The sequence below is a fragment of the Fundicoccus culcitae genome (assembly GCF_024661895.1).
Lineage (GTDB): Bacteria > Bacillota > Bacilli > Lactobacillales > Aerococcaceae > Fundicoccus_A > Fundicoccus_A culcitae.
Genome location: NZ_CP102453.1, coordinates 2,599,659 through 2,619,343 on the forward strand (window position 1 = coordinate 2,599,659; position 19,685 = coordinate 2,619,343).

19 protein-coding genes are annotated in these 19,685 nt (G+C 42.7%); 12 read left to right on the forward strand and 7 right to left on the reverse strand.

What is annotated here, in order from left to right:
• The 7 genes from NRE15_RS11780 (at nucleotide 1) to NRE15_RS11810 (ending at nucleotide 7,396) form a co-directional block, all read left to right on the forward strand.
• Nucleotides 1–1,674 carry a formate--tetrahydrofolate ligase gene (locus NRE15_RS11780; RefSeq protein ID WP_313793075.1) on the forward strand — a complete coding sequence of 558 codons (1,674 nt, stop codon included), beginning with the start codon at nucleotides 1–3 and terminating at the stop codon, nucleotides 1,672–1,674.
• Complete coding sequence (locus NRE15_RS11785) at nucleotides 1,674–2,234, forward strand: 5-formyltetrahydrofolate cyclo-ligase (protein WP_313793076.1); 561 nt, start codon at nucleotides 1,674–1,676, stop codon at nucleotides 2,232–2,234. Before NRE15_RS11780 ends, NRE15_RS11785 begins: the two co-directional genes overlap by 1 nt.
• A gap of 25 nt (nucleotides 2,235–2,259) precedes the next feature.
• Nucleotides 2,260–2,859: a cyclodeaminase/cyclohydrolase family protein gene (locus tag NRE15_RS11790; RefSeq protein ID WP_313793077.1), complete on the forward strand. Its 600-nt coding sequence runs from the start codon at nucleotides 2,260–2,262 to the stop codon at nucleotides 2,857–2,859.
• A gap of 6 nt (nucleotides 2,860–2,865) precedes the next feature.
• A complete protein-coding gene (locus tag NRE15_RS11795) occupies nucleotides 2,866–3,720 on the forward strand; it encodes a bifunctional 5,10-methylenetetrahydrofolate dehydrogenase/5,10-methenyltetrahydrofolate cyclohydrolase (protein WP_313793078.1) in 855 nt (284 codons plus the stop codon).
• Nucleotides 3,720–4,991 carry a bifunctional folylpolyglutamate synthase/dihydrofolate synthase gene (locus NRE15_RS11800; protein WP_313793079.1) on the forward strand — a complete coding sequence of 424 codons (1,272 nt, stop codon included), beginning with the start codon at nucleotides 3,720–3,722 and terminating at the stop codon, nucleotides 4,989–4,991. The genes NRE15_RS11795 and NRE15_RS11800 overlap by 1 nt, the downstream gene beginning before the upstream one ends.
• Before the next feature lie 24 nt (nucleotides 4,992–5,015).
• Complete coding sequence (locus NRE15_RS11805; RefSeq protein WP_313793080.1) at nucleotides 5,016–5,768, forward strand: formate/nitrite transporter family protein; 753 nt, start codon at nucleotides 5,016–5,018, stop codon at nucleotides 5,766–5,768.
• 611 nt (nucleotides 5,769–6,379) lie between these two features.
• On the forward strand, nucleotides 6,380–7,396 hold the full coding sequence (locus tag NRE15_RS11810) for an aminomethyltransferase family protein (RefSeq protein WP_313793081.1): 1,017 nt from the start codon (nucleotides 6,380–6,382) through the stop codon (nucleotides 7,394–7,396).
• Nucleotides 7,397–8,032: 636 nt separating this feature from the next.
• On the opposite strand, the gene fabV is transcribed toward NRE15_RS11810, so the two are convergent.
• Nucleotides 8,033–9,226 carry an enoyl-ACP reductase FabV gene (gene fabV / locus NRE15_RS11815; protein ID WP_313793082.1) on the reverse strand — a complete coding sequence of 398 codons (1,194 nt, stop codon included), beginning with the start codon at nucleotides 9,224–9,226 and terminating at the stop codon, nucleotides 8,033–8,035.
• Nucleotides 9,227–9,421: 195 nt separating this feature from the next.
• Complete coding sequence (locus NRE15_RS11820) at nucleotides 9,422–10,051, reverse strand: phosphatase PAP2 family protein (RefSeq protein WP_313793083.1); 630 nt, start codon at nucleotides 10,049–10,051, stop codon at nucleotides 9,422–9,424.
• A gap of 168 nt (nucleotides 10,052–10,219) precedes the next feature.
• Between NRE15_RS11820 and NRE15_RS11825 the strand changes: the two genes are divergently transcribed.
• The 3 genes from NRE15_RS11825 (at nucleotide 10,220) to NRE15_RS11835 (ending at nucleotide 13,003) form a co-directional block, all read left to right on the forward strand.
• The gene (locus NRE15_RS11825) at nucleotides 10,220–10,771 is read left to right on the forward strand and encodes a flavodoxin domain-containing protein (RefSeq protein WP_313793084.1); all 552 of its coding nucleotides are present in this window, start codon (nucleotides 10,220–10,222) and stop codon (nucleotides 10,769–10,771) included.
• A 490-nt stretch (nucleotides 10,772–11,261) separates the two neighbouring features.
• A complete protein-coding gene (locus tag NRE15_RS11830) occupies nucleotides 11,262–11,636 on the forward strand; it encodes a GntR family transcriptional regulator (protein ID WP_313793085.1) in 375 nt (124 codons plus the stop codon).
• 5 nt (nucleotides 11,637–11,641) lie between these two features.
• A complete protein-coding gene (locus tag NRE15_RS11835) occupies nucleotides 11,642–13,003 on the forward strand; it encodes a DUF5808 domain-containing protein (RefSeq protein WP_313793086.1) in 1,362 nt (453 codons plus the stop codon).
• Nucleotides 13,004–13,012: 9 nt separating this feature from the next.
• On the opposite strand, the gene NRE15_RS11840 is transcribed toward NRE15_RS11835, so the two are convergent.
• A complete protein-coding gene (locus NRE15_RS11840) occupies nucleotides 13,013–13,243 on the reverse strand; it encodes a hypothetical protein (protein ID WP_313793087.1) in 231 nt (76 codons plus the stop codon).
• Nucleotides 13,244–13,438: 195 nt separating this feature from the next.
• A complete protein-coding gene (locus tag NRE15_RS11845) occupies nucleotides 13,439–13,942 on the reverse strand; it encodes a hypothetical protein (RefSeq protein ID WP_313793088.1) in 504 nt (167 codons plus the stop codon).
• A gap of 142 nt (nucleotides 13,943–14,084) precedes the next feature.
• Between NRE15_RS11845 and NRE15_RS11850 the strand changes: the two genes are divergently transcribed.
• Nucleotides 14,085–15,044: an aromatic acid exporter family protein gene (locus NRE15_RS11850; protein ID WP_313793089.1), complete on the forward strand. Its 960-nt coding sequence runs from the start codon at nucleotides 14,085–14,087 to the stop codon at nucleotides 15,042–15,044.
• Nucleotides 15,045–15,626: 582 nt separating this feature from the next.
• Here the strand turns inward: NRE15_RS11850 and ftsH are convergent.
• The 3 genes from ftsH to NRE15_RS11865 all read right to left on the reverse strand — a co-directional run bounded on the left by ftsH (nucleotide 15,627) and on the right by NRE15_RS11865 (nucleotide 18,558).
• A complete protein-coding gene (gene ftsH / locus NRE15_RS11855; protein WP_313793090.1) occupies nucleotides 15,627–17,504 on the reverse strand; it encodes an ATP-dependent zinc metalloprotease FtsH in 1,878 nt (625 codons plus the stop codon).
• Nucleotides 17,505–17,519: 15 nt separating this feature from the next.
• Nucleotides 17,520–17,882, reverse strand: coding sequence for a hypothetical protein (locus tag NRE15_RS11860; RefSeq protein ID WP_313793091.1), 363 nt, complete (start codon nucleotides 17,880–17,882; stop codon nucleotides 17,520–17,522).
• 130 nt (nucleotides 17,883–18,012) lie between these two features.
• Nucleotides 18,013–18,558: a TetR/AcrR family transcriptional regulator gene (locus tag NRE15_RS11865; RefSeq protein ID WP_313793092.1), complete on the reverse strand. Its 546-nt coding sequence runs from the start codon at nucleotides 18,556–18,558 to the stop codon at nucleotides 18,013–18,015.
• Between the two features lie 67 nt (nucleotides 18,559–18,625).
• On the opposite strand from NRE15_RS11865, the gene NRE15_RS11870 reads away from it, so the two are divergent.
• Nucleotides 18,626–19,141 carry a hypothetical protein gene (locus NRE15_RS11870; protein WP_313793093.1) on the forward strand — a complete coding sequence of 172 codons (516 nt, stop codon included), beginning with the start codon at nucleotides 18,626–18,628 and terminating at the stop codon, nucleotides 19,139–19,141.
• Nucleotides 19,142–19,685 lie beyond the last annotated feature (544 nt).

Sequence of the window (19,685 nt, forward strand, 5' to 3'; positions counted from 1 at the left end):
ATGACAGAATTTTTAACGGATGCTCAAATTGCGCAACAAGCGGAATTAAAACCCATTACTGAAATTATTGATAACTTAGGTTTGGATCAAGACATGTTTGAGTTGTATGGTAAATATAAAGCCAAATTAAATATCCATGGTTTAAAAGATCAAAAAGCAGATGGTAAATTGATTTTAGTGACTGCAATTAGCCCAACGCCAGCGGGTGAAGGAAAAACGACTACATCGATTGGATTAGGAGACGGCTTGAATCGGATTGGAAAAAAAGCGGTCATCGCTTTAAGAGAGCCTTCTTTAGGTCCTGTTTTTGGGATGAAGGGTGGCGCTGCGGGCGGTGGTTATTCACAAGTTGTGCCAATGGAAGATATTAACTTACATTTCACGGGTGACTTTCATGCGATTGGGGCAGCTAACAACTTGTTAGCGGCTTTAATTGATAATCATATCCACCATGGGAATGCCTTGAATATTGACACGCGTCGCATTGTTTGGAAACGTGTCGTTGATATGAACGATCGTCAATTAAGAAATATCGTTGATGGCCTTGGGGGTAAAGCCAATGGGGTGCCGCGTGAAGATAGTTATGAAATTACCGTGGCTTCTGAAGTCATGGCGATTTTATGTTTAGCGAAGGATATTACTGATTTGAAAGAGCGTTTATCACGCATCGTGATTGGCTATAATTATGATTCAGATCCAATAACAGCAGGTGATTTAAAAGCGCAAGGTGCCATGGCTGCCTTATTAAAAGAAGCGATTAAACCAAACTTGGTTCAAACTTTAGAACATAATCCAGTCTTTATTCATGGGGGACCATTTGCGAATATTGCACATGGTTGTAACTCAGTGATTGCAACGGAAACAGCTTTGAAATTGGGTGACTATACGGTAACCGAAGCTGGATTTGGAGCGGACTTAGGGGCAGAGAAATTCATTGATATTAAGGGTCGTGAATTAGGGCGGAAACCCGATGCGGTGGTTTTAGTGGCGACCATTCGTGCCTTGAAGATGCACGGTGGTTTGAAGAAAACGGAATTGAAGGGCGAAGATTTGGTGGCTTTGGAAAAAGGTTTACCAAACTTGATGAAGCATATTGAGAATATTCAAACGGTTTACAACTTGCCGTTAGTCGTTGCGATTAACAAATTCCCTACGGATACCGATGCTGAATTGGCTTTAGTGACTGAAAAAGTGAATGCACTAGGTGTTGAAGTATCCTTATCAGACGTTTGGGCAAAAGGTGGCGAAGGGGCGATTGATTTAGCAGAAAAAGTGGTGAAGATTGCTGAACAACCTTCACAAGGTACTTTTGTTTATGAAGATGATACGACCATTAAAGAAAAAATCGAAGCGATCGTGACTAAGGTTTATGGTGGTAACAAAGTCGTTTACGGTGCGGGTGTTTTAACTGAATTGAAGAATATCGAAGCGAATGGTTATGGGAACTTGCCTGTGTGTATGGCCAAGACCCAATATTCATTTACTGACAATCCTAAAGTTTTAGGACGACCAACAGACTTCGAAGTAGATATCCGTGGTGTAAAACTTTCTGCGGGTGCTGGGTTTATCGTTGTCTTAACGGGTGAAATGATGACTATGCCAGGATTACCAAAAGTACCGGCGTCAGAAGGTATTGATTTAAGTGAAGATGGCGTGATTAGTGGGTTATTCTAATGAAGGCAGTTAAGAAAGCTTTACGTCAGGAAATGCTAGCTCTAAGAGCTAGCTTGTCTGACGATTATAGGTTGTCGTCTGATCAAGCGATTGTTGAACATGTGCTGGCTTCTGAGTTGTATGAGAATGCTAAGGTAGTGTTTTGTTTTGTGAGTATGCCTGGGGAAGTTAATACACAACCGATTATTGAGGATGCAATAGCTAAAGGGAAAGTGGTCTGTGTGCCTAAAGTAATGGCTAAAGGGCATATGGAGGCTTTTCAAATTAAGTCGTATAATGATTTTGAAGTGAGTGATTATGGCATTCGTGAGCCAAAAGCGGGTAGTTTGTTAATTGAACCAGACCAAATTGATTTGGGGATCATACCCAATATTGTGGTGTCGAAAGATGGCTATCGCTTGGGTTATGGCGGTGGCTTTTATGATAGGTATCTATTAAGGTCTAAGATGGTGCGTTTAGCGGTTTGTCGGGAGGCGTTAATTCAAGAAGTCTTGCCGATTGAGGCACATGATGAAAAAGTTGATTTTATTGCTTCGGAAACAGGTTTGATAGAAGTTTAAGAAAGTTTGAGAGAGGAAGAATACAGTGGAAAGTGAACAGTTTTTAGAATCATTGGCTTCAGATGCAGCGGCGCCCGGAGGGGGCGGTGGTTCTGCGTATACTGCTGCAATTGGGGTGTCGTTATCCGAAATGGCATTGAATATTTCTTTGAAAACGGCTAAGGCTGATGATGTTGAATTAATGAATGAAGTCATACCGCAATTAGCGTATTTAAGGAAAAAGTTCTACCAAATGATTGATGCGGATGCTGAGGCTTTTCTTCCACTATCTCAAGCTTATAAATTACCTAAGACTGATCCTTTACGGGATGATAAAATTCAAGCAGGGTTAGTGTCTGCAGCCAAAGCGCCTTTAGAGTTAATGCGTTTAAGTTATCATGCCATTCGTCAACATAAGAAAGCTTTGACTTTATCGAGCAAAATGATGGTGAGTGATGTGGGAACTGGAGTCATTATTTCTTTGTCCGCTTTGAAAGGTGCACATATCAATGTGTTGGTCAATTCACGCTTGATGACAAGTGATGGTTATCGAAAAACATTTGAAGATGAAGCGAATCATTTATTAGAAGATGGAAGTAAAATAGCGGATTATGTGTATTCTGAAGTACTAAAATTAATGAGGTGAATATAAGTGAGCATCATCATGAATGGAAAAGAAATTGCTCAAGAAATACATGCCAGTAATTTAGAACAAGTCGAAAGATTAATTGAACAAGGGATTCAGCCTAAGATGGCTTTTATTCGTGTTGGAGATGATCCCGCTTCAAAGGGGTATCACCGGTCAGCTATTAAAAAAGCGGAAAATAATAATATCGAATGCGACTCATTTGTGTATCCTGCGGATGTCGATGCCGATGAGTTTTTTAAAGACTATGCAAAAATTAATGAACGGTCAGATATCCATGGTATTTTAGTGTTGCGACCATTGCCAGAACACCTTTCTTATGAGAAAATAAGTCAGGAAATCGATCCTGATAAAGATGTCGATGGGATGAGTCCGTTTAATATTGGTAAAACTTTTGCGCCTAAGCCAACTGACTTTGTTCCGATTACACCGATGTCTGTGATGCGGATGTTAGAGCATTATGAGATTAATGTAAAGGGGAAAGAAGTGGTTGTGGTCGGTCATAGTTTGGTGGTTGGCCGTCCCTTGTCGATGTTGTTAGTTGATAAAGGGGCGACGGTAACAATTTGTCATATTGACACGAAGGATACCAAAGCGCATACGCAAAAAGCGGATGTTTTAGTAACAGCTACAGGTAAAAAATGGTTGATTACCAAAGACCATGTCAAAGAAGGCGCAGTGGTTGTTGACGTTGGAACGTCCTATGAAGTGGACGGCAAGGTTTACGGCGATGTGTTTTTTGATGAAGTGGAACCAATAGCGTCTTATATTAATCCTGTTCCTGGTGGGATCGGATCGATTACAAGTGAAATTTTATCTGAGCGGGTGATTTATTCCGCTTCAAAAGGTGTTGAAGGTTAATGAATTATGAAGAGGCGATGACTGCTATTAGGTTCCAGGGTCAAGAAGGCAGCATTTTGCGATTGTCGACCATGGAAGTTTTGCTTGAAGCATCGGGGAATCCTCAAATAGGGATGCAGTTTATCCATGTGGCCGGGACGAATGGCAAAGGTTCTGTGAGTCAGTATGTCTATTCTGTCTTAATTGCCGCTGGCTATAAAGTTGGCATGTATACATCACCATCCATGATTTCTTTCAATGAACGCATGCAAATTAATCGCCAGTTGATCAGTGATGAGGACTTGATTGCTTTAGCGGATGATGTCAAGTCGCGAATAGGCGATGTAGCCGTTTCGCCGACAGAATTTGAATGGATAACAGCTTTGGCTTTTCACTATTTTCATCGAGAAGCTTGTGATTTCGTGATTTTGGAAGTCGGCTTAGGTGGTCGACTGGATGCCACTAATGTGATTGACAAGCCGTTAGTGTCGGTCATCACCAAGATTGGTTTGGACCATCAAGATGTTCTAGGTGAGACGCTTGAAGAGATTACGCGTGAAAAAGCAGGAATTATTAAGGAAGGCGTGTCGGTAGTGGCTTATCCACTACAAGAAGCTGGTGTGTTTGAAACGCTTGACACTGTTTGTGCGGAGAAATCGGCTGACTTAGTGGTTCCTGATTTAATTGAACTTGACATTATTTCTGCCCAGCCCGACGCTCAAGTCTTTTCATATAAGGGTTTGACTGATTTGCGGCTGAATATGCTGGGTGTGTACCAGTTTTATAATGCCGTAACGGCTTTGGAAGTGGTATTTATTTTAAGGGGTTTGTATGGGCTTGAGCTGTCTGATTCTGCGATTCGGCGAGGTTTGGCTGAGGGGCGGATGATTGGGCGGTTTGAGATTGTCCATCAGGCGCCGACTGTGATTTTGGATGGCGCTCATAATCCCCAAGGCGTAACGGCTTTGGCTGAGAGCATTCGGCGGCTTTTTCCGGGCAAACGGATTGTGGCGGTCGTGGGCGTTTTGAAGGACAAGAATTTGGCTGACATGATTGATCTGATTGACGACCTTGTGAGTTCGTACCAGCTCGTTCTGCCTAACAGCATGCGCAGTTTTTCTCTGGATGAGATGGCTGCCGTGATTCAAACCCACAGTCAAAAACCCCTTCAAACCAATAAATATCTCCGTAACGCGTTTGGGACGGCTATGGACGTGGTGGGTGACGATGAAATCATTGTTTGCTTCGGTTCATTATATTTAATGGCTGAAGCGTATGCTTTTTTTAACTAATATATAGGTGTATGAGGGGTTGCTATGGATTTAAAAGGGAAAGATTTATTAGAATTTACAGCTAATAAAGGAGCTGACAAGGCTAATTCGTCCTATAAGAAAATGATTATATTGGGCTTTTTAGCTGGTTTATATATTTCGATAGGCTACGCCTTGTATTTAAAAGCGATATCGTCGAGTGACAGTGAATGGGCCGGTTTAATCGGCTCCTTCTTGTTCCCCATCGGCTTATTATTGATTGTTGTGGCCGGCGGGGACTTGTTTACAGGGAATATCTTGGATGTTGCCGTGTCTTATTTGTTGAAGAAGGTTCCTTTGAGTTTGTTGGTGAGAAATTGGGTGGTAGTGTTTTTGTCAAATGCATTGGGGGCGGTTTTTTTAGCCTATACTTATGGCGAAGTGCTGGGCTTCAACGATGCATTAATGCAAACAGGAACGTTACAATATGCGATAGATGGCAAACTTAATTGGTCTCCTTGGGAAATGATAGTTTCAGGGATGTTGTGTAATATTTTGGTGACACTAGGTATCTGGCTGTCCAACAGTAGTAAGTCCAATGTGGGTAAGATGTTTCTTTTGTGGGTGCCAATTGCTGCATTTGTCTATTTAGGTTTCCAGCATAGTGTGGCTAATTTGTATTTGCTTACTAGTGGTTTGTTTGCCGGCGTGACTACTATTGGTCCCGTTTTGAGCAATTTGCTCTTTGTTGTAATTGGAAATATTCTTGGCGGTGCGGTGGTTGTTGCTGGGTTATATGCGGCTGCATACGGCGATTGAGGAAAACCGAGTGTGTTTAAATAATTGTGGAACCATCGTGTAACATTATTTAAACGTGCTCGATTTTTTTGTTTGTTTAAAATCGTAAAGCAGTAGGTGGTTGTTAACTCGAATTGTGAACGAGTTAATAGTTGTTAACTCGAATTGGTTTTGAATCTGCAAATTCGGATTTAATGTGAATTTAAACTTCATTTTAACGTTCGTGAACTTGACGACCGTCAAAAGTAATGGTCGTGAATTTGACGAACGAAGAAAGTTTAGTTCGTGGATCAGACGAGCTAAGAAAGTTTGGCTCGTGAATAAAACGAACGAAGAAAGTTTAGCTCGTGGATAAGACGAACTAAGAAAGTTTAGCTCGTGGATAAGACGAACTAAGAAAGTTTGGCTCGTGAATAAAACGAACTAAGAAAGTTTAGTTCGTGAGGATAATTTTCTTGATGGTTAGTTTTTTTGGTTCGTTTTGAAATGGGTGGGGAGGGGCAGTGATATTTATTGGGAGGGGAAGCAGATTGATTGACTTGTAAGCGTTTGTAAGTTATTCTTGTCTTGATGGGATGCTTTGTGTCAATTGTTAATTCCTTAAAAGCCAATATAAAATGGAGGAATTTTATATGATTAGAAAGACCGATGCAGAGACGAGAAGAGAGCACGAGGCGGTTCGGAATGGTGTGGGTTTTTACGATTTTACGCATGAGATGATTGAAGTGACGGGGCTGCAGATGGGTGAATTTTTGGACCGGATTTTTGCGAATTCCATGGCCGATTTGCCGACTGGTAAAGCCAAGTATACGCAAATGCTGAATGACGATGGGATTATCATTGATGATGTGATAATTTTTAAGGTGTCGGACGACGCTTACTGGATTACGACCCTTTATGTTGATCAAATGAAGGAAATCTTTGATACAAATATCACTGATTATGATGCGGCTTATCAAGATGTGACTGCAGATTATGTGATGTATGTGGTGCAAGGGCCGAAGTCACGCGATGTGATTAATGGTGTAGTGGAGGAAGCGGTGGATAATTTGCCGTGGTTCTCAATTATGCCGAATAAGATTGATGATATGGATGTTCATGTTTCGCGAGCAGGTTATACTGGGGAACTAGGTTATGAGATTTATGCGGATGCGAGCTTTAAAGAGGCGATTGAAAGTCGGATTAAAGCAGCAGGTGAGCCATTTGACATCGTTGAGATAACAACGGATGCGAAATTAAGTAGCCTTCCGCGTGAAAAAGGGTATGTATTAATGAGCGATGTCGGTGGTATGAATCCGATTGACGCTGGTTTTGCCTGGGCAGTAGCGTGGGACACTGATTTTATTGGTAAGGAAGCATTGGCTAAGGCTAAGGAAGCTGGGTCGCGCCGCGCGCTTCTTGGTTTTGTGTTGGATAGCGATGATGATGAGGTGGCGATTGATGCTGGTGACGATGTGATGGTTGAAGGTGAAATTGTTGGTCAGGTCACTGCTGTCACATACGGTTACACGGTTGAGAAATATATCGGCTATGCTGTGGTTGACGCTAGCAAAGTTGGTATCGGCGACCGCGTGACGATTAACGATTACGCCGCTGAATTAACCAAGCGTGCTTTTTACGATGTGAAGAATACGCGGCTAACTCAATAATTTTTTAAATAAATACCACCTTGAAAGCCGACGGATTAGTTTGATGTCGGTTTTCAAGGTGGTATTTTTGGGGTGGGTGAGTGGTGTTAGCGAGGGATTCGGCGGCTTAAATGATTATGCTTCCGAAATGATGGGTAATTCGGCGGCTTAAATTAGGTGGGAAATGGTAGACCGGTGAAGCTAGCTAAACTAGTCTACAAAATTAAGTTTTGTCACTTTTAGTGAGGCCGCATAAGCCATTAAGTGGCCTATCAAAGGTAATGCAAGGCCACATGCGCTCATAAGTGGCCTATCTATCAAAGGTAATGCAAGGCCACATGCGCTCATAAGTGGCCTATCAAAGGTAATGCAAGGCCACATGCGCTCATAAGTGGCTTATCAAAGGTAATGCTGGGCCACATGTGCTCATAAGTGGCCTATCAAAGTAATGCCAAGCCACATTTCATCTTACTATTGAGGTCATCTAATGAATTCTAATTGGCGGTCACTCACTTCCCACATACACTTAAATGGTTATACCTCCGAATAAATCAATAAATCATTATCAATGGAATTATCAACTAATCTGGCCACTACTCCTAAGGCAATGGCCAGATTCCATCCTAACTAACTAACAAACCCAACTATACACTCACCTTAATACTCCAACGCCATCAATTCTTCCAAAGTGACTTCCTCATCCACATAATTATCCACATCAAAGCCACTCAAATTATTAAACTCTTTCATAAAGACCGCATAACCCGTCTTGTCAGAATCAAAATTATCCGCATCGATGGTCATAATCAGCGCTTCAGTGGCTGCTTGCACCTCAGGATCTAACTCCCAATTATCCGGACGTAAACGCCCTTCATCATCATACTCCGGTGCATTCCCGTACAACATCGTTCGGTAAATACGGTCTTGATGCATAATGGGTGTCTCATGCGTCCCGTTATCTTCCATCACCCGATACAAGCCTAAACAGTAAACAGGGAAGAACGGAATTACAGAACTTGCTTTAGTCGTCACCGCCGTCGCAACCACAATTGTCGCTTTACCATTGATATCAGCCAACGACGCATTAATATTAGCGGCTTTCACTTCACAGTCAGCTTTGGCACGACCAAGGGTTCCGCCACCATAATATGGACGATTCAAGTCAGACCCTAAATAAGAATAATTCACCGTCAAAACACCATCCGCCAAAACGCCGGCTTCTTTTAAATCTTCCATCCAGAATTGCCAATCTTCGCCGCCCATCACCTTAACCGTATTAGCAATCTCTTCTTCCGTTGCAGGCTCCAAAGTGTGCTCTTGGAATTCATGTTTAGAAATATCGATATGCGGCCCAACAACCGTTTGATTAATCGACTTAATTACCGAATTGTAACGCACGCCAGTATCCGGATCAACACGGACGCCAGAAGCTAGACTATAAACAACCAAATCAACTTTGCCACCAAACTCATTTTTAATATACTCAATGACTTCAGCCTTGCTCTCATGACTAAAAGCATCACCAACAAAGTTCTTCGCTACCAAACCTTCTGCTTCTGCAAACTGTTTAAAGTAGATATTATTATACCAACCAGCCGTTCCTAAATTCTTCTCCGATTTAGGACCTTTTTCAAATGAAACACCAATGGTATCTGCTTTAGCCCCGAAAGCCAATGAAATCCGCGTAGCTAAACCATAACTAGATGACGCACCAATAATCAGCACCTTCTTAGGTCCATCATAGGCGCCTTGTTCTTTCACATAATTGATTTGATTTAAAACTTCCTGTTTACATCCAATTGGATTGACGCCAAACGAGACATTCCCTCTTAACTTATGCTCGAATTTCATCGTCATCCCTCCTTTTCATCATTTACTCTACAATAACAGATTTTTCATGTAAAAAGTAGCCAGATCTTTCAAACCCTTTAAATAAATATCACTGCCCCACCCCAGAGAAAGTGGGATGTGGTTTGCATTGCATTTTTATTAAGAAAGAACAAACGGGTATTTTTCATTTTGGTATCGGGTGAGTATTTTTATAGTTTAATCATCAAGAACCTTATCTGTTAAGTCGCGGGTTAATAAGTAGAAGGTATAACCGAGTGACATGCCAGCGATAACATCCGATAAATAATGCATTCCTAAGTAGATGCGGCTAAAGGAAATGAGTAAGACTAGGACGGTCGTTACGGTATAGACGGTTCTGGGATATGTATTCAAAGGCGTGTTTCGAATTAAAAAGTCGGCGATTAAGGGATAAATCATGGCAGAGGCGAAGGCGTGGCCGCTTGGGAAAGAGTAGGACGCCTCGTGGACCATGCGAAAGTTCATGTCAGGCCGTTCGCGGTGGACCCAGTTTTTGATTTGCGGATTGACTGTTAAATTTCCAAAGGCGATGGCTAGGCCGTAGATGATGGCGCGCAGCCACTGTTTAAAGTAAATGGCGATCACAAGGACGATGACAATAACGGCGTATGTGACAAAATTACTGTTGGCTAAGATGGTGATGGTTAAGAAAAAGCGGTCAAGCATGGGCTGACGCCACTGGCGGACGGTTTCTGACACAGCGACATCCATGGTTTGTAGCCAGTCTTGAGCGAAGAAGTAGAGTAGGACCATAAGTATAAAAATGGTGAGTGACAGAGATATTTTCTTGATGGTTTTTGATTGCATAGGGGACTCCTTAGGTAATGTCTTTAATATCAATTAGTATACAATAAATCGGTGAGTGGTGGGGAAGTATCTTGGACTTTAGTGCCATTGAAATTTGAAAGGGTTTCAACTATACTAAAGTTGCAAAAATGCCATGAAATTCTAATGTTAGAGCTTAAGGAGGGAAATATGAAACCGATTGTTGTTTATCAGTCAAAAATGGGTAGTAGCAAACAGTATGCGGAATGGATTGCGGAAGCGATTAGCTGCCCGGTGATCGAGCGGAGTCAGTTGAAGGAAGTGGATTGGCAAAGTAGTGACCTGATCATTTATGTTGCTGGTATTTATGTGGGGAAAATTCTTGGGTTTAAAGAGCTCTTGAAGCAATTGGGGGATTTGAGTCAAAAGCGGTTGGTTTTATGCATGGTTGGCATGACGGACTTGAAGCGGAAGGATGAGTTTCAAAAATTCTTTGAGCAAAATGTGCCTGAGGATTTGCAGAAAAAAGTGCGTTCGTTTAATTTGCGTGGGAATATTATATATTCAAAATTGGGGTTTTTAGACCGGACCTTATTACAAATGCCGAAGATGCAATTCAAAAATAAGACGCTGGAAGAAGCTGGGCTGGACAATTATTTTATCGAGCATTTTGGTGAAGATGTCTATTATATTGAGAAAAATGCGATTAATAAAGTTGTCGATTATTACAATGATTTGGAAATGCGTGCGAAGGGGATTTAGGTGTTATTTGAATTTTATGTAAGTAGGGAGCGATGGATTGTTTATCGCTTCCCGCTTATTTGGCGTTGTAAAAAATATGGTGCTGATGTCGGTATGTAGGTAATAGGGAAGTGACGGACTATTGAAACTAGCTAGGCTAGCCTGCCAAATGACGTTTGGTTTGGCGAGTAATCATAGTCAGCCCGCCAAATGAGCTACGGTTTGGCGGGTCCTCACTTCCCAAGTAGTTCTAATGTCATCTCAATAATTCTAGGTGACAATGGCGGGTTCTTGCTTCACTTCCCGCTCACAATAAAGGAGTGTTTCCGGGGTCATAAATAATATGGTGCCGACAACGGCGCGATGCCGGCTTCAAAAATAATATGCCGCCGCCAACCAATCAGAGATACACATAATCTCCCCAATCTCTTTATACTGAGATATTTATTTGTGTCTTATGTGTATTATATGATATAATACAAACAAGGCAAAGATAAATGAGGTGAAACATATGAAAATAGCGATTGATTTAGCGTCGGGAACGCCGATTTATCAGCAAATTCGTGACCAAATCATACTTGGTGTTGGGAGTGGCGAATTGAAGTATGGAGAGAATTTGCCAAGTGCACGTCAATTGGCGGAGGACTTGGGGATTAATTCGATGACGGTGAACAAGGCGTATCAAACGTTGAAACAAGAAGGGGTCATTGTGGTTGACCGCCGGGTTGGGACCAAGGTGCGCGAGAATCCTGAACAGATGATTGAAGCGGAGTATATTCAACGGTTGGAAATTATGTTAGCAGAAGGGTTGGCAAAAACGAACGACCAACAACAGTTTCAACACATTGTAAAAGAATTATTAGATAAACTGCTGGAAGGGAGGTAGGAAGGATGATGGGGATCTTTTTTATTGGTTTAATTGTGATTTTGACTTTGATGATTATTGGCGGAAGTCAGTACCAAAATTTTCAACTGGTTGGCGTTGTTTTGGCGCCTGATCATGCTGCCAGTCCAGCGGTTAGCGATTTGCAGAAACGCTTTAGGAAGGAACAAATCGGGATTGCGGTTGTGTTTATTCTCTTATTTCTGCTTACACAAACCACGATTTTCCAAGGACAACGCGATTTTTGGCAATTGATTTTGCTGTTTGTCTATTTAGTTGTGGCTTTTCTGCCTATGTATCAATTGCATCGAAAATTAACAAAGCTGAAACAAGAAAAAGGCTGGATGTATCAAAGTAATAAACGGCTCGCGGATCTGAGTGTGACCCGTGAAAAAGGGAAAGCCGCCCCAGCAAACTATTGGGTTTGGCTGATTTGGCTATTGAGTTGGCTACCTTTAGGGATGGTCGCCATTGGCGGGCAAGGTTGGGAAGCCTGGCTACCGGCTCTCGTTATTCCTATCGTTTTAATCGTCCTACCACTGACTTATCCGGCCACTATCCGCAGCCGAACGCCATTTATATCGGAAGATAGTGACGTCGCCAAACACTATATGCGACATTTTGAACGCATTCACGGAATCGGCTATATCGCATTGACTTTGAGCGTTAGCCTGTTTTTCATCGGAATTATGGCATTGATGCTTTGGAATCCGCAGTCGCTCTTGGTCATTCCACTTACGCTCGTTTTTCTTGTGGTGATAACGGCGATCATGCTTATCACCTTCAGCCGCAGCCGCGCACTCCTTAAAGAAATCGCGGACATTCAAGACTGGCAAATGACTGACAGCCAAAGCAAATTCGTTTGGGGCTTTTACTATAACTCTGAGGACTCGCGCCTCTTCGTCCCCAAACAATTCACCGGCATGGGCACCACCATCAACGCCGCCCACCCAGCTGGAAAAATCATCCTAGTCGTGACAGGCATATTGATTGTGGCTTTAATCATTTGGGTTTTGGTTCTCACTTTAGCAACCTTCCAAATAAATATCACTGCCGATACCCTAGCGGTGGATGTGCCCATGTACAGCATTGAGGTGCCGCTGGCGGATATTGAAGCAATTGAACTGGTTGAAGGTCCTCTGGAAGGCGTTCGCACCAATGGTTATGGCGGGCAAGATAAGGCCTATGGCTATTTTACCATGGAGGATTACGGTTCAACCCGCTGGTATGTTTATCCAGATAATGATTGGTATATTGAGTTGTTACTGGCCGATACCTACGACCCACAATGGTTGATTTATAATGAACAAACCTTTGAAGAAACCGAAGCAGTTTACCAGCAGTTGCTGGATGCCTGGGAAGCACAATAGAAAAAACTGTTACAAGATGTTAGATTGAGCGTCTTGTAACAGTTTTTTTGTTGTTTTAAGGCGTAGCGTGAATTGCTCTGAACCTTCAACCTGCAAGAGACGGCGCAGCGCAATTTGCTCTGAACCTTCAACTTGCAAGAGACGGCGTAGCATGAATTGCTCTGAACCGCCTTTATAGGTTTTGAGGAACAGCGCAAATACGCTAAACCTTAAAAGTGTAAGAGGCGGAATAGCGCCCATCGAATCACCACAAAAAACAAGCCGCTAAAGGCAAAACCGCGGCTTGTAAAGCTGTTTTTGACGACAGGCTCCCATCGAGCAAGCAACATGATAGACTCTTCGTTTAGTCGTTAGGCGGTAAGCGTGAATGAGATCAATCGTTAATCGGTTCCGTTGGAATCGATAGTTTTGTGCTTGCTCTACCAGAGATATTAATTACAGGTCTTGAATTAAATCCACGGTAAGAGTGGTTTGGGCGTTGAAGAGGTCGATTTTGGACGAGAGGGCGTTGGCTTGTTTGCTGAGTTGGGCGACGGTTTCCTGAACGAGCGGCTCGTTGTAAGCACCGTACTCCACCACGCCGACGCCGTTTTCAACGCGTGTTTCCTGCTGATTCAGCAATTGTTCGAGGTTGGCTAACAATTTCCGGCTGTGTCGTAGCCATTCCAATTGGTAGGTCACGGTCAAGTCATCGATGGTATTTTCCTGGTTGACTTGGGCGATGGCTTGGCGCAGTGTGCTGGCGTCGGTGACTAAATTTTGGTAAGCCATCAAATCCGCTGCGTTGGCTTCCGCTTTAGTGGCTTGCCCAATTTTCACGCCATCAACGCGAATGGGTCCAAAGAAATTTGTATACAGTCTTCGGTTAAACGTATCGATTTGTTTGTTGAGATTCGATAATGTAAAAATCGCTTCTTGGATGGTTATTTGATATTGCATGTGGCATCCTCCTTGCATTTGATGCTTTTAGTATGACAGATTTATCGTAATTGTCGAGGAATACGGTCGGTGTGAAAAGAGATATTTATTTAAGGGGGTTTCGTGCTATGATAGAGGGGAGAAGAGGATCGGAGGAGAGGGCATGGAAGTAAGAAATAAGACCATCAAAATGGTGGTGGCGGTCGTCGCAGCAATTTACCTGGCGCAATTCATCGGATTGGAGAATCCGATGTCGACGGGAATTATCACGATTTTGACTTTATTAGACACGCGCAAGGCTTCGCGGGAGATTTCAAAAATGTATTTGCTGGGCTTGGTGTTGGCGTTTATAATTGCAACGATTATCTTTTTGTTGTTCGGCTTTGAAGTTTGGGCTTTCGGCTTGTATTTGTTGTTGTTCGTGCCGATTGCTTACCGGCTGAAGGTGTCGGCGTCCATCGCGCCGGTCTCCGTTTTAGTGACCCACTTCTACATCGCCGAAAGCCTGGCGTGGACCTGGCATCTAAATGGCATCTTAATCATGCTGCTTGGATCGGGCGCTGCCATGTTGGCCAATTTGTGGATGCCCAATCAATTGCCGGAATTGCAGACGAAATTGGTGGAAGTCGAAGATTATTTCAGGCAAGTTTTATCCTTAATCCACAACCGTTTGTTGCAAAAAGACATGGACGCGGCTGAAATTAAGCGTGCCCTGGAAGCCGTTGAAACTAGCATTGGAAAGCTGCGCACCTTGGCGATGGCCGACTACGATAATCAGCTCGTGAACAAAGACGATTATTACATCCAATACACCGCCATGCGTTCCCGCCAATTGAGCATCCTTACGCGCATCGTGGACTCCTTGCAATCATTGAATTTGAAAACCGAACAAAACCAACAATTGGCACAACTATTTCAATTAACCGCCGAAGAATTCGACCAAAGCAACAGCGGCATAGACCTCTTAGCCATCATCGGCGACCTCTACGCCTTCTACCGCAGCTCAAACCTGCCCGCCACCCGCCAAAAATTCGAAAACCGCGCCATCCTTTACCACATCCTCACCGAATTCGAACGCTTCCTCGAAATCAAATCCAACTTCTACACCCAAACCTCCCAATAAATATCACTGCCCCCACCGACGGCCGTTGAAACGACGGTCGTTGAGCTGGCGAGCGTTGAAAATAGCGATCGTTGGGCTGGAGAGCGTTGAAAATAACGGTCGTGAAAATGACGAACTAAGAAAAGTTAGTTCGAAAAAATCACGAGCTAAGAAAGTTTAATTCGAAAAAATCACGAACTAAGAAAGTTTAGTTCGTAAAAACAACATAGTAACAAAATTTGCTTAGAACAGAAAACGCAGTAATATATGCAGCCGCATATCGAAAACGAGTTAACAAACCTTAACTCGAAACGAAAACGAGTTAACAAATATTAACTCGAAACGAAAACGAGTTAACAAATCTTAACTCGAAATAAAAACGAGTTAACAAATCTTAACTCGAAACGAAAACGAGTTAACAAATCTTAATTCGAAATAAAAACGAAGCACAAAAGTATGCTTCGAACTAAAAACGAAGCAACAAAAATAGCTTCGAATCCTGCTTGATTCAACAAGCTGAGTTTTCAGAATGAAAAATCCAGCACAAACAAAAAAACCCTGCGAACAGGGAGTTCGCGAGGGGTTAGTGCAGTGATATTTATTTTAGGTGGTTACGGGGGTTTCGTCGACGATGTCTTCTTTGTTTTCTTTTTCAAGGATTTCCATGAATTCAGCACCTGTGATGGTTTCTGTTTCATAGAGGTGTTGAGACAGGCTGTCGAGTAGGGTGCGGTTGTCCGTCAATAATTGTTTGGCGTAATCGTAGCGTTCTTGGATGAGTTCTACGATGGCTCTATCAATTTTCGATTGCATTTCAGGTGACGCGCTCGAGTTGGTGCCATTGCTTAGGTATTGGCTTTGGTTTTGCTCGAAAGTGACCATACCGATGTCATTGTCCATCCCGTATTGAGTAATCATGGCGCGGGCGATTTTTGTCATTTGCTCGATATCGTTGGAGGCGCCAGTTGTGACGGATCCGAAGACGACTTCTTCAGCGGCACGGCCACCAGCGTAGACGGCTAGTTTGTCCATTAATTGTTCTTTCGATAGTAAGTTGTCATTGCCCTCGGAGACTTGCATGGTGTAGCCAAGTGCACCGGATGTTCTTGGAATGATCGTGATTTTTTCAACCGGAGCCGAGTGGGTTTGCAAGGCGGCGACTAGGGCGTGACCGACTTCGTGATAAGAGACGATCATTTTTTCTTTGTCGGACAAGATGGCGTTTTTCTTCTCGGCACCAGCAATAACGACTTCGATACTTTCTTGGAAATCTTCTTGGTTGGCTTTTTGACGGCCTTCGCGGACTGCACGTAAAGCGGCTTCGTTAACGATGTTAGCTAATTCAGCACCTGAAGCACCACTGGCCATACGGGCGATTTTGTTGAAGTCAACGTTGGATTCGTGTTGGATATTTTTAGCATGAACTTTTAAGATTTCTTCACGTCCAATTAAGTCTGGTAATTCAACACGGACTTGACGGTCGAAACGTCCTGGACGTAGCAAGGCGTTATCTAGGGCTTCTGGTTGGTTAGTTGCAGCTAAGATCATCACACCCGTGTTGCCTTCGAATCCATCCATTTCAGTTAATAATTGGTTTAATGTTTGTTCACGTTCGTCGTTACCAATGGCTTGGTTGCTCCGTTTTTTCCCAACGGCATCAATTTCATCGATGAAGACGATACAAGGGGCTTTTTCTTTGGCTTGTTTAAATAAATCACGGACACGAGCGGCTCCAGCACCAGCAAACATTTCGACGAATTCTGAACCTGAGATGGAAAAGAAAGGCACATTGGCTTCACCGGCAACGGCACGGGCTAACATGGTTTTACCTGTCCCTGGAGGTCCAACTAATAAAACACCAGTTGGCATTTTTGCTCCAACAGATTGGTATTTATCTGGGTTATGCATGTAGTCAACGATTTCGCTTAAACTTTCTTTGGCTTCATCTTGACCAGCGACGTCATCAAAGGAAATACCTTCGGTCGATTGAACATATACTTTGGCGTTAGATTTAGTCATACCAAAACTCATGGCATTGGATCCTTCTCCTCCACCCATCCGTTCGGTCATTCGCTTACTAATAAATCGCCAGAAGAGATACATTAAGAGCATCGGTAGGACCCAGGAAACGAGAAAAGCGACGAGAGGGGAAGCTTGTTCTATGATTTGACCGCTAAACTCCACATCTGCATTCAGCAAACGTTCGGTTAACATTGGGTCTTCAACCATCCCAGTTTTGTATACACCGTTTTCACCAGCAAAAACAATTTGGTTATCTTGTTCTTGGACCTCGACGGCGGTCACTTGACCTTCACCTAGCATGGTCACAAAGGTGTTATAATCTACCTCTTGTACTTGGCGTGACCCTGCCCAAGGAACAATGAAAATATTAAGTAAAAATAAACCTAACATAACAAGGCCCCAGTAGTAGATTAGGGGTTTTCTTTCATTTTGATTATCACGTTCTTCAAAATTTGACATCTATTTACTTCCTTTCTAATCTTGATTATCTAAATAGTAACAAACAGCTTGGTATATAATATGATTAATAAATTCTTGGCTAAACTCACTGTATAAGTAAGCCATTTCTGATCGGTTTTCTGTATCGGTACTTTTTATAATGTTATCTATGGATTGAAAATATAATAAATGAACTCTGGCCATCTCACGGGCTTGCGGTGAGCGACTTTCCGTCATTTGTTCTTCTAATTTTTGTTTATAAGTAAAATTTTCTTTTTCTATGAAACGATGAATCAGTTTCAGAGACTGCGGATCATTAACGGCAGACGTTTTTAATTCTTCAAGATTCACTTCGAGGTCATTGAGATAGGTGACCAGCCCATTTAATTCTACATTCATTTTTGACTCCTTTCCTTTTGTTGAAACTATTATCTCATGTAAAATAAAGGAGTGGAATTGTTAAAATCGCACACGTGTCTTGACAAAAAAACCAAAGTGTCAAGACGCTTTGGTTCGGCAGAGATATGTATTAGATTGTAGAAGGTTTTGCTTGGTTGCGTTCCATCATTCGATTGATTTGAACAGCTAAATTGTGGGCTGAGAAGTTGGGTTGGCTGATGGATTTGACCAAGATGCCGACGATTCCGAAAGTGTGGTAGTCCAGCAGCAGCTCATAATCTTGCAGAGGCATCATCACATCGGCCAAACGCTCCTTCAATTTCGTACCGATCAGACGATTGATGGCTTTAAACAGAATTTGTTCGCCTTCAATCCGGTGGGACGATTCAAATAAGCTTTTTATTAAATGACGGTATTCATAAAAATGTGTGAAAAAAGCTTCGAGTGATTCAAGCACGGACGCTTTGTTCATGCTATCTTCAATGGTCTGATTGACCATTTCATTGGCGGTCCATTCCATCACATCCGGCAAATCACGAAAATGATAGTAAAACGACTGACGTGAGATATCACAGGCATCAACCACGTCTTTCACGGTAATTTTATCGATGTTCTTTTTATACGTTAAACTATAAAACTCAGCGGCAATCCGCTCTTTGGTTGATGTTGTTGCCATCTCTTCCCTCCTTGAATGTGGTAGTATTATAACATAGTTCGCTAATATAAATGAAAGCAGGTTCATTATGCAAGTCAATTATTTACATCTGACTCCCAGTTTTTCCGATAATAAATGTTGGGTAGCTGAAATTACCGACCGCGACCCCACTTTTAAACTCAAACGCGCCTTCCAGCCTGAGACCACGCCCGGTGTCTGGGCCATGTACGACGGTTGGTATCAAATCCATGGCGATGTGGTAGGCATTACCCCTTTTCAAAAGGAATATGTCCGCATCTCTGGCGGTAAAATGACCCGCCGCGTCCCTTACCAAGACGTTCTTGAAGCCGTCGACGCCATCATTGCTTATGAGCCCGAGCGCATCGAGCGCCTGCGCCACCAGATTACATTGGTATTGGACGAAATCATCGCCGCTGCCCCTTTCGATCGTGTCCTTTTGGACATGAGCCACCAAAAGGACGAGCTCTCCATGGTCGATTCGAGTGAGGAATTGTTGAACGGCCTCCGCACCATATTGAAACGCAAAGACGCCATCATCCAGCGCTACAAAGACCTCTTCGAAGGCCTTCAATACGATTTTTAAACTAAATATCGCTGCTACTCTCCGTAGGTTAGTGTGATTATCACTAATCAGTCCACTTTTGATGTGGTTTTGGATCGAATAGCGATAATGTCAAGCTAAGTGATTCACTAAGTGGCCTGTGGCAATACTGTCGGGCCACATGAGTCGTTAAGTGGCCTGTGGCAATACTGTCAGGCCACATGAGTCGTTAAGTGGCCTATCAAAATACTGTCAGGCCACATGAGTCGTTAAGTGGCCTATCAAAATACTGTCAAGCCACATGAGTGATTAAGCGCCTCAAAATCAGCTTTGTAGCGCAATAGACTTCCAATGCACCACCACCACACTACAAGTCTACTTCACAAAACTTAAATGAAACTAAACCTCACTTAAAAATTAAAATCATTGACCATGGTAATTGTAGAATGGCTAGTGCAAGTAGATTAAGTGGAATTAACACCTTTAGAATATTCCACTTAGTGGGTTAAGTGGAATTAACTCCTTTAGAATATTCCACTTAGTGGGTTAAGTGGAACGAACACCTTTAGAATATTCCACTTAATAG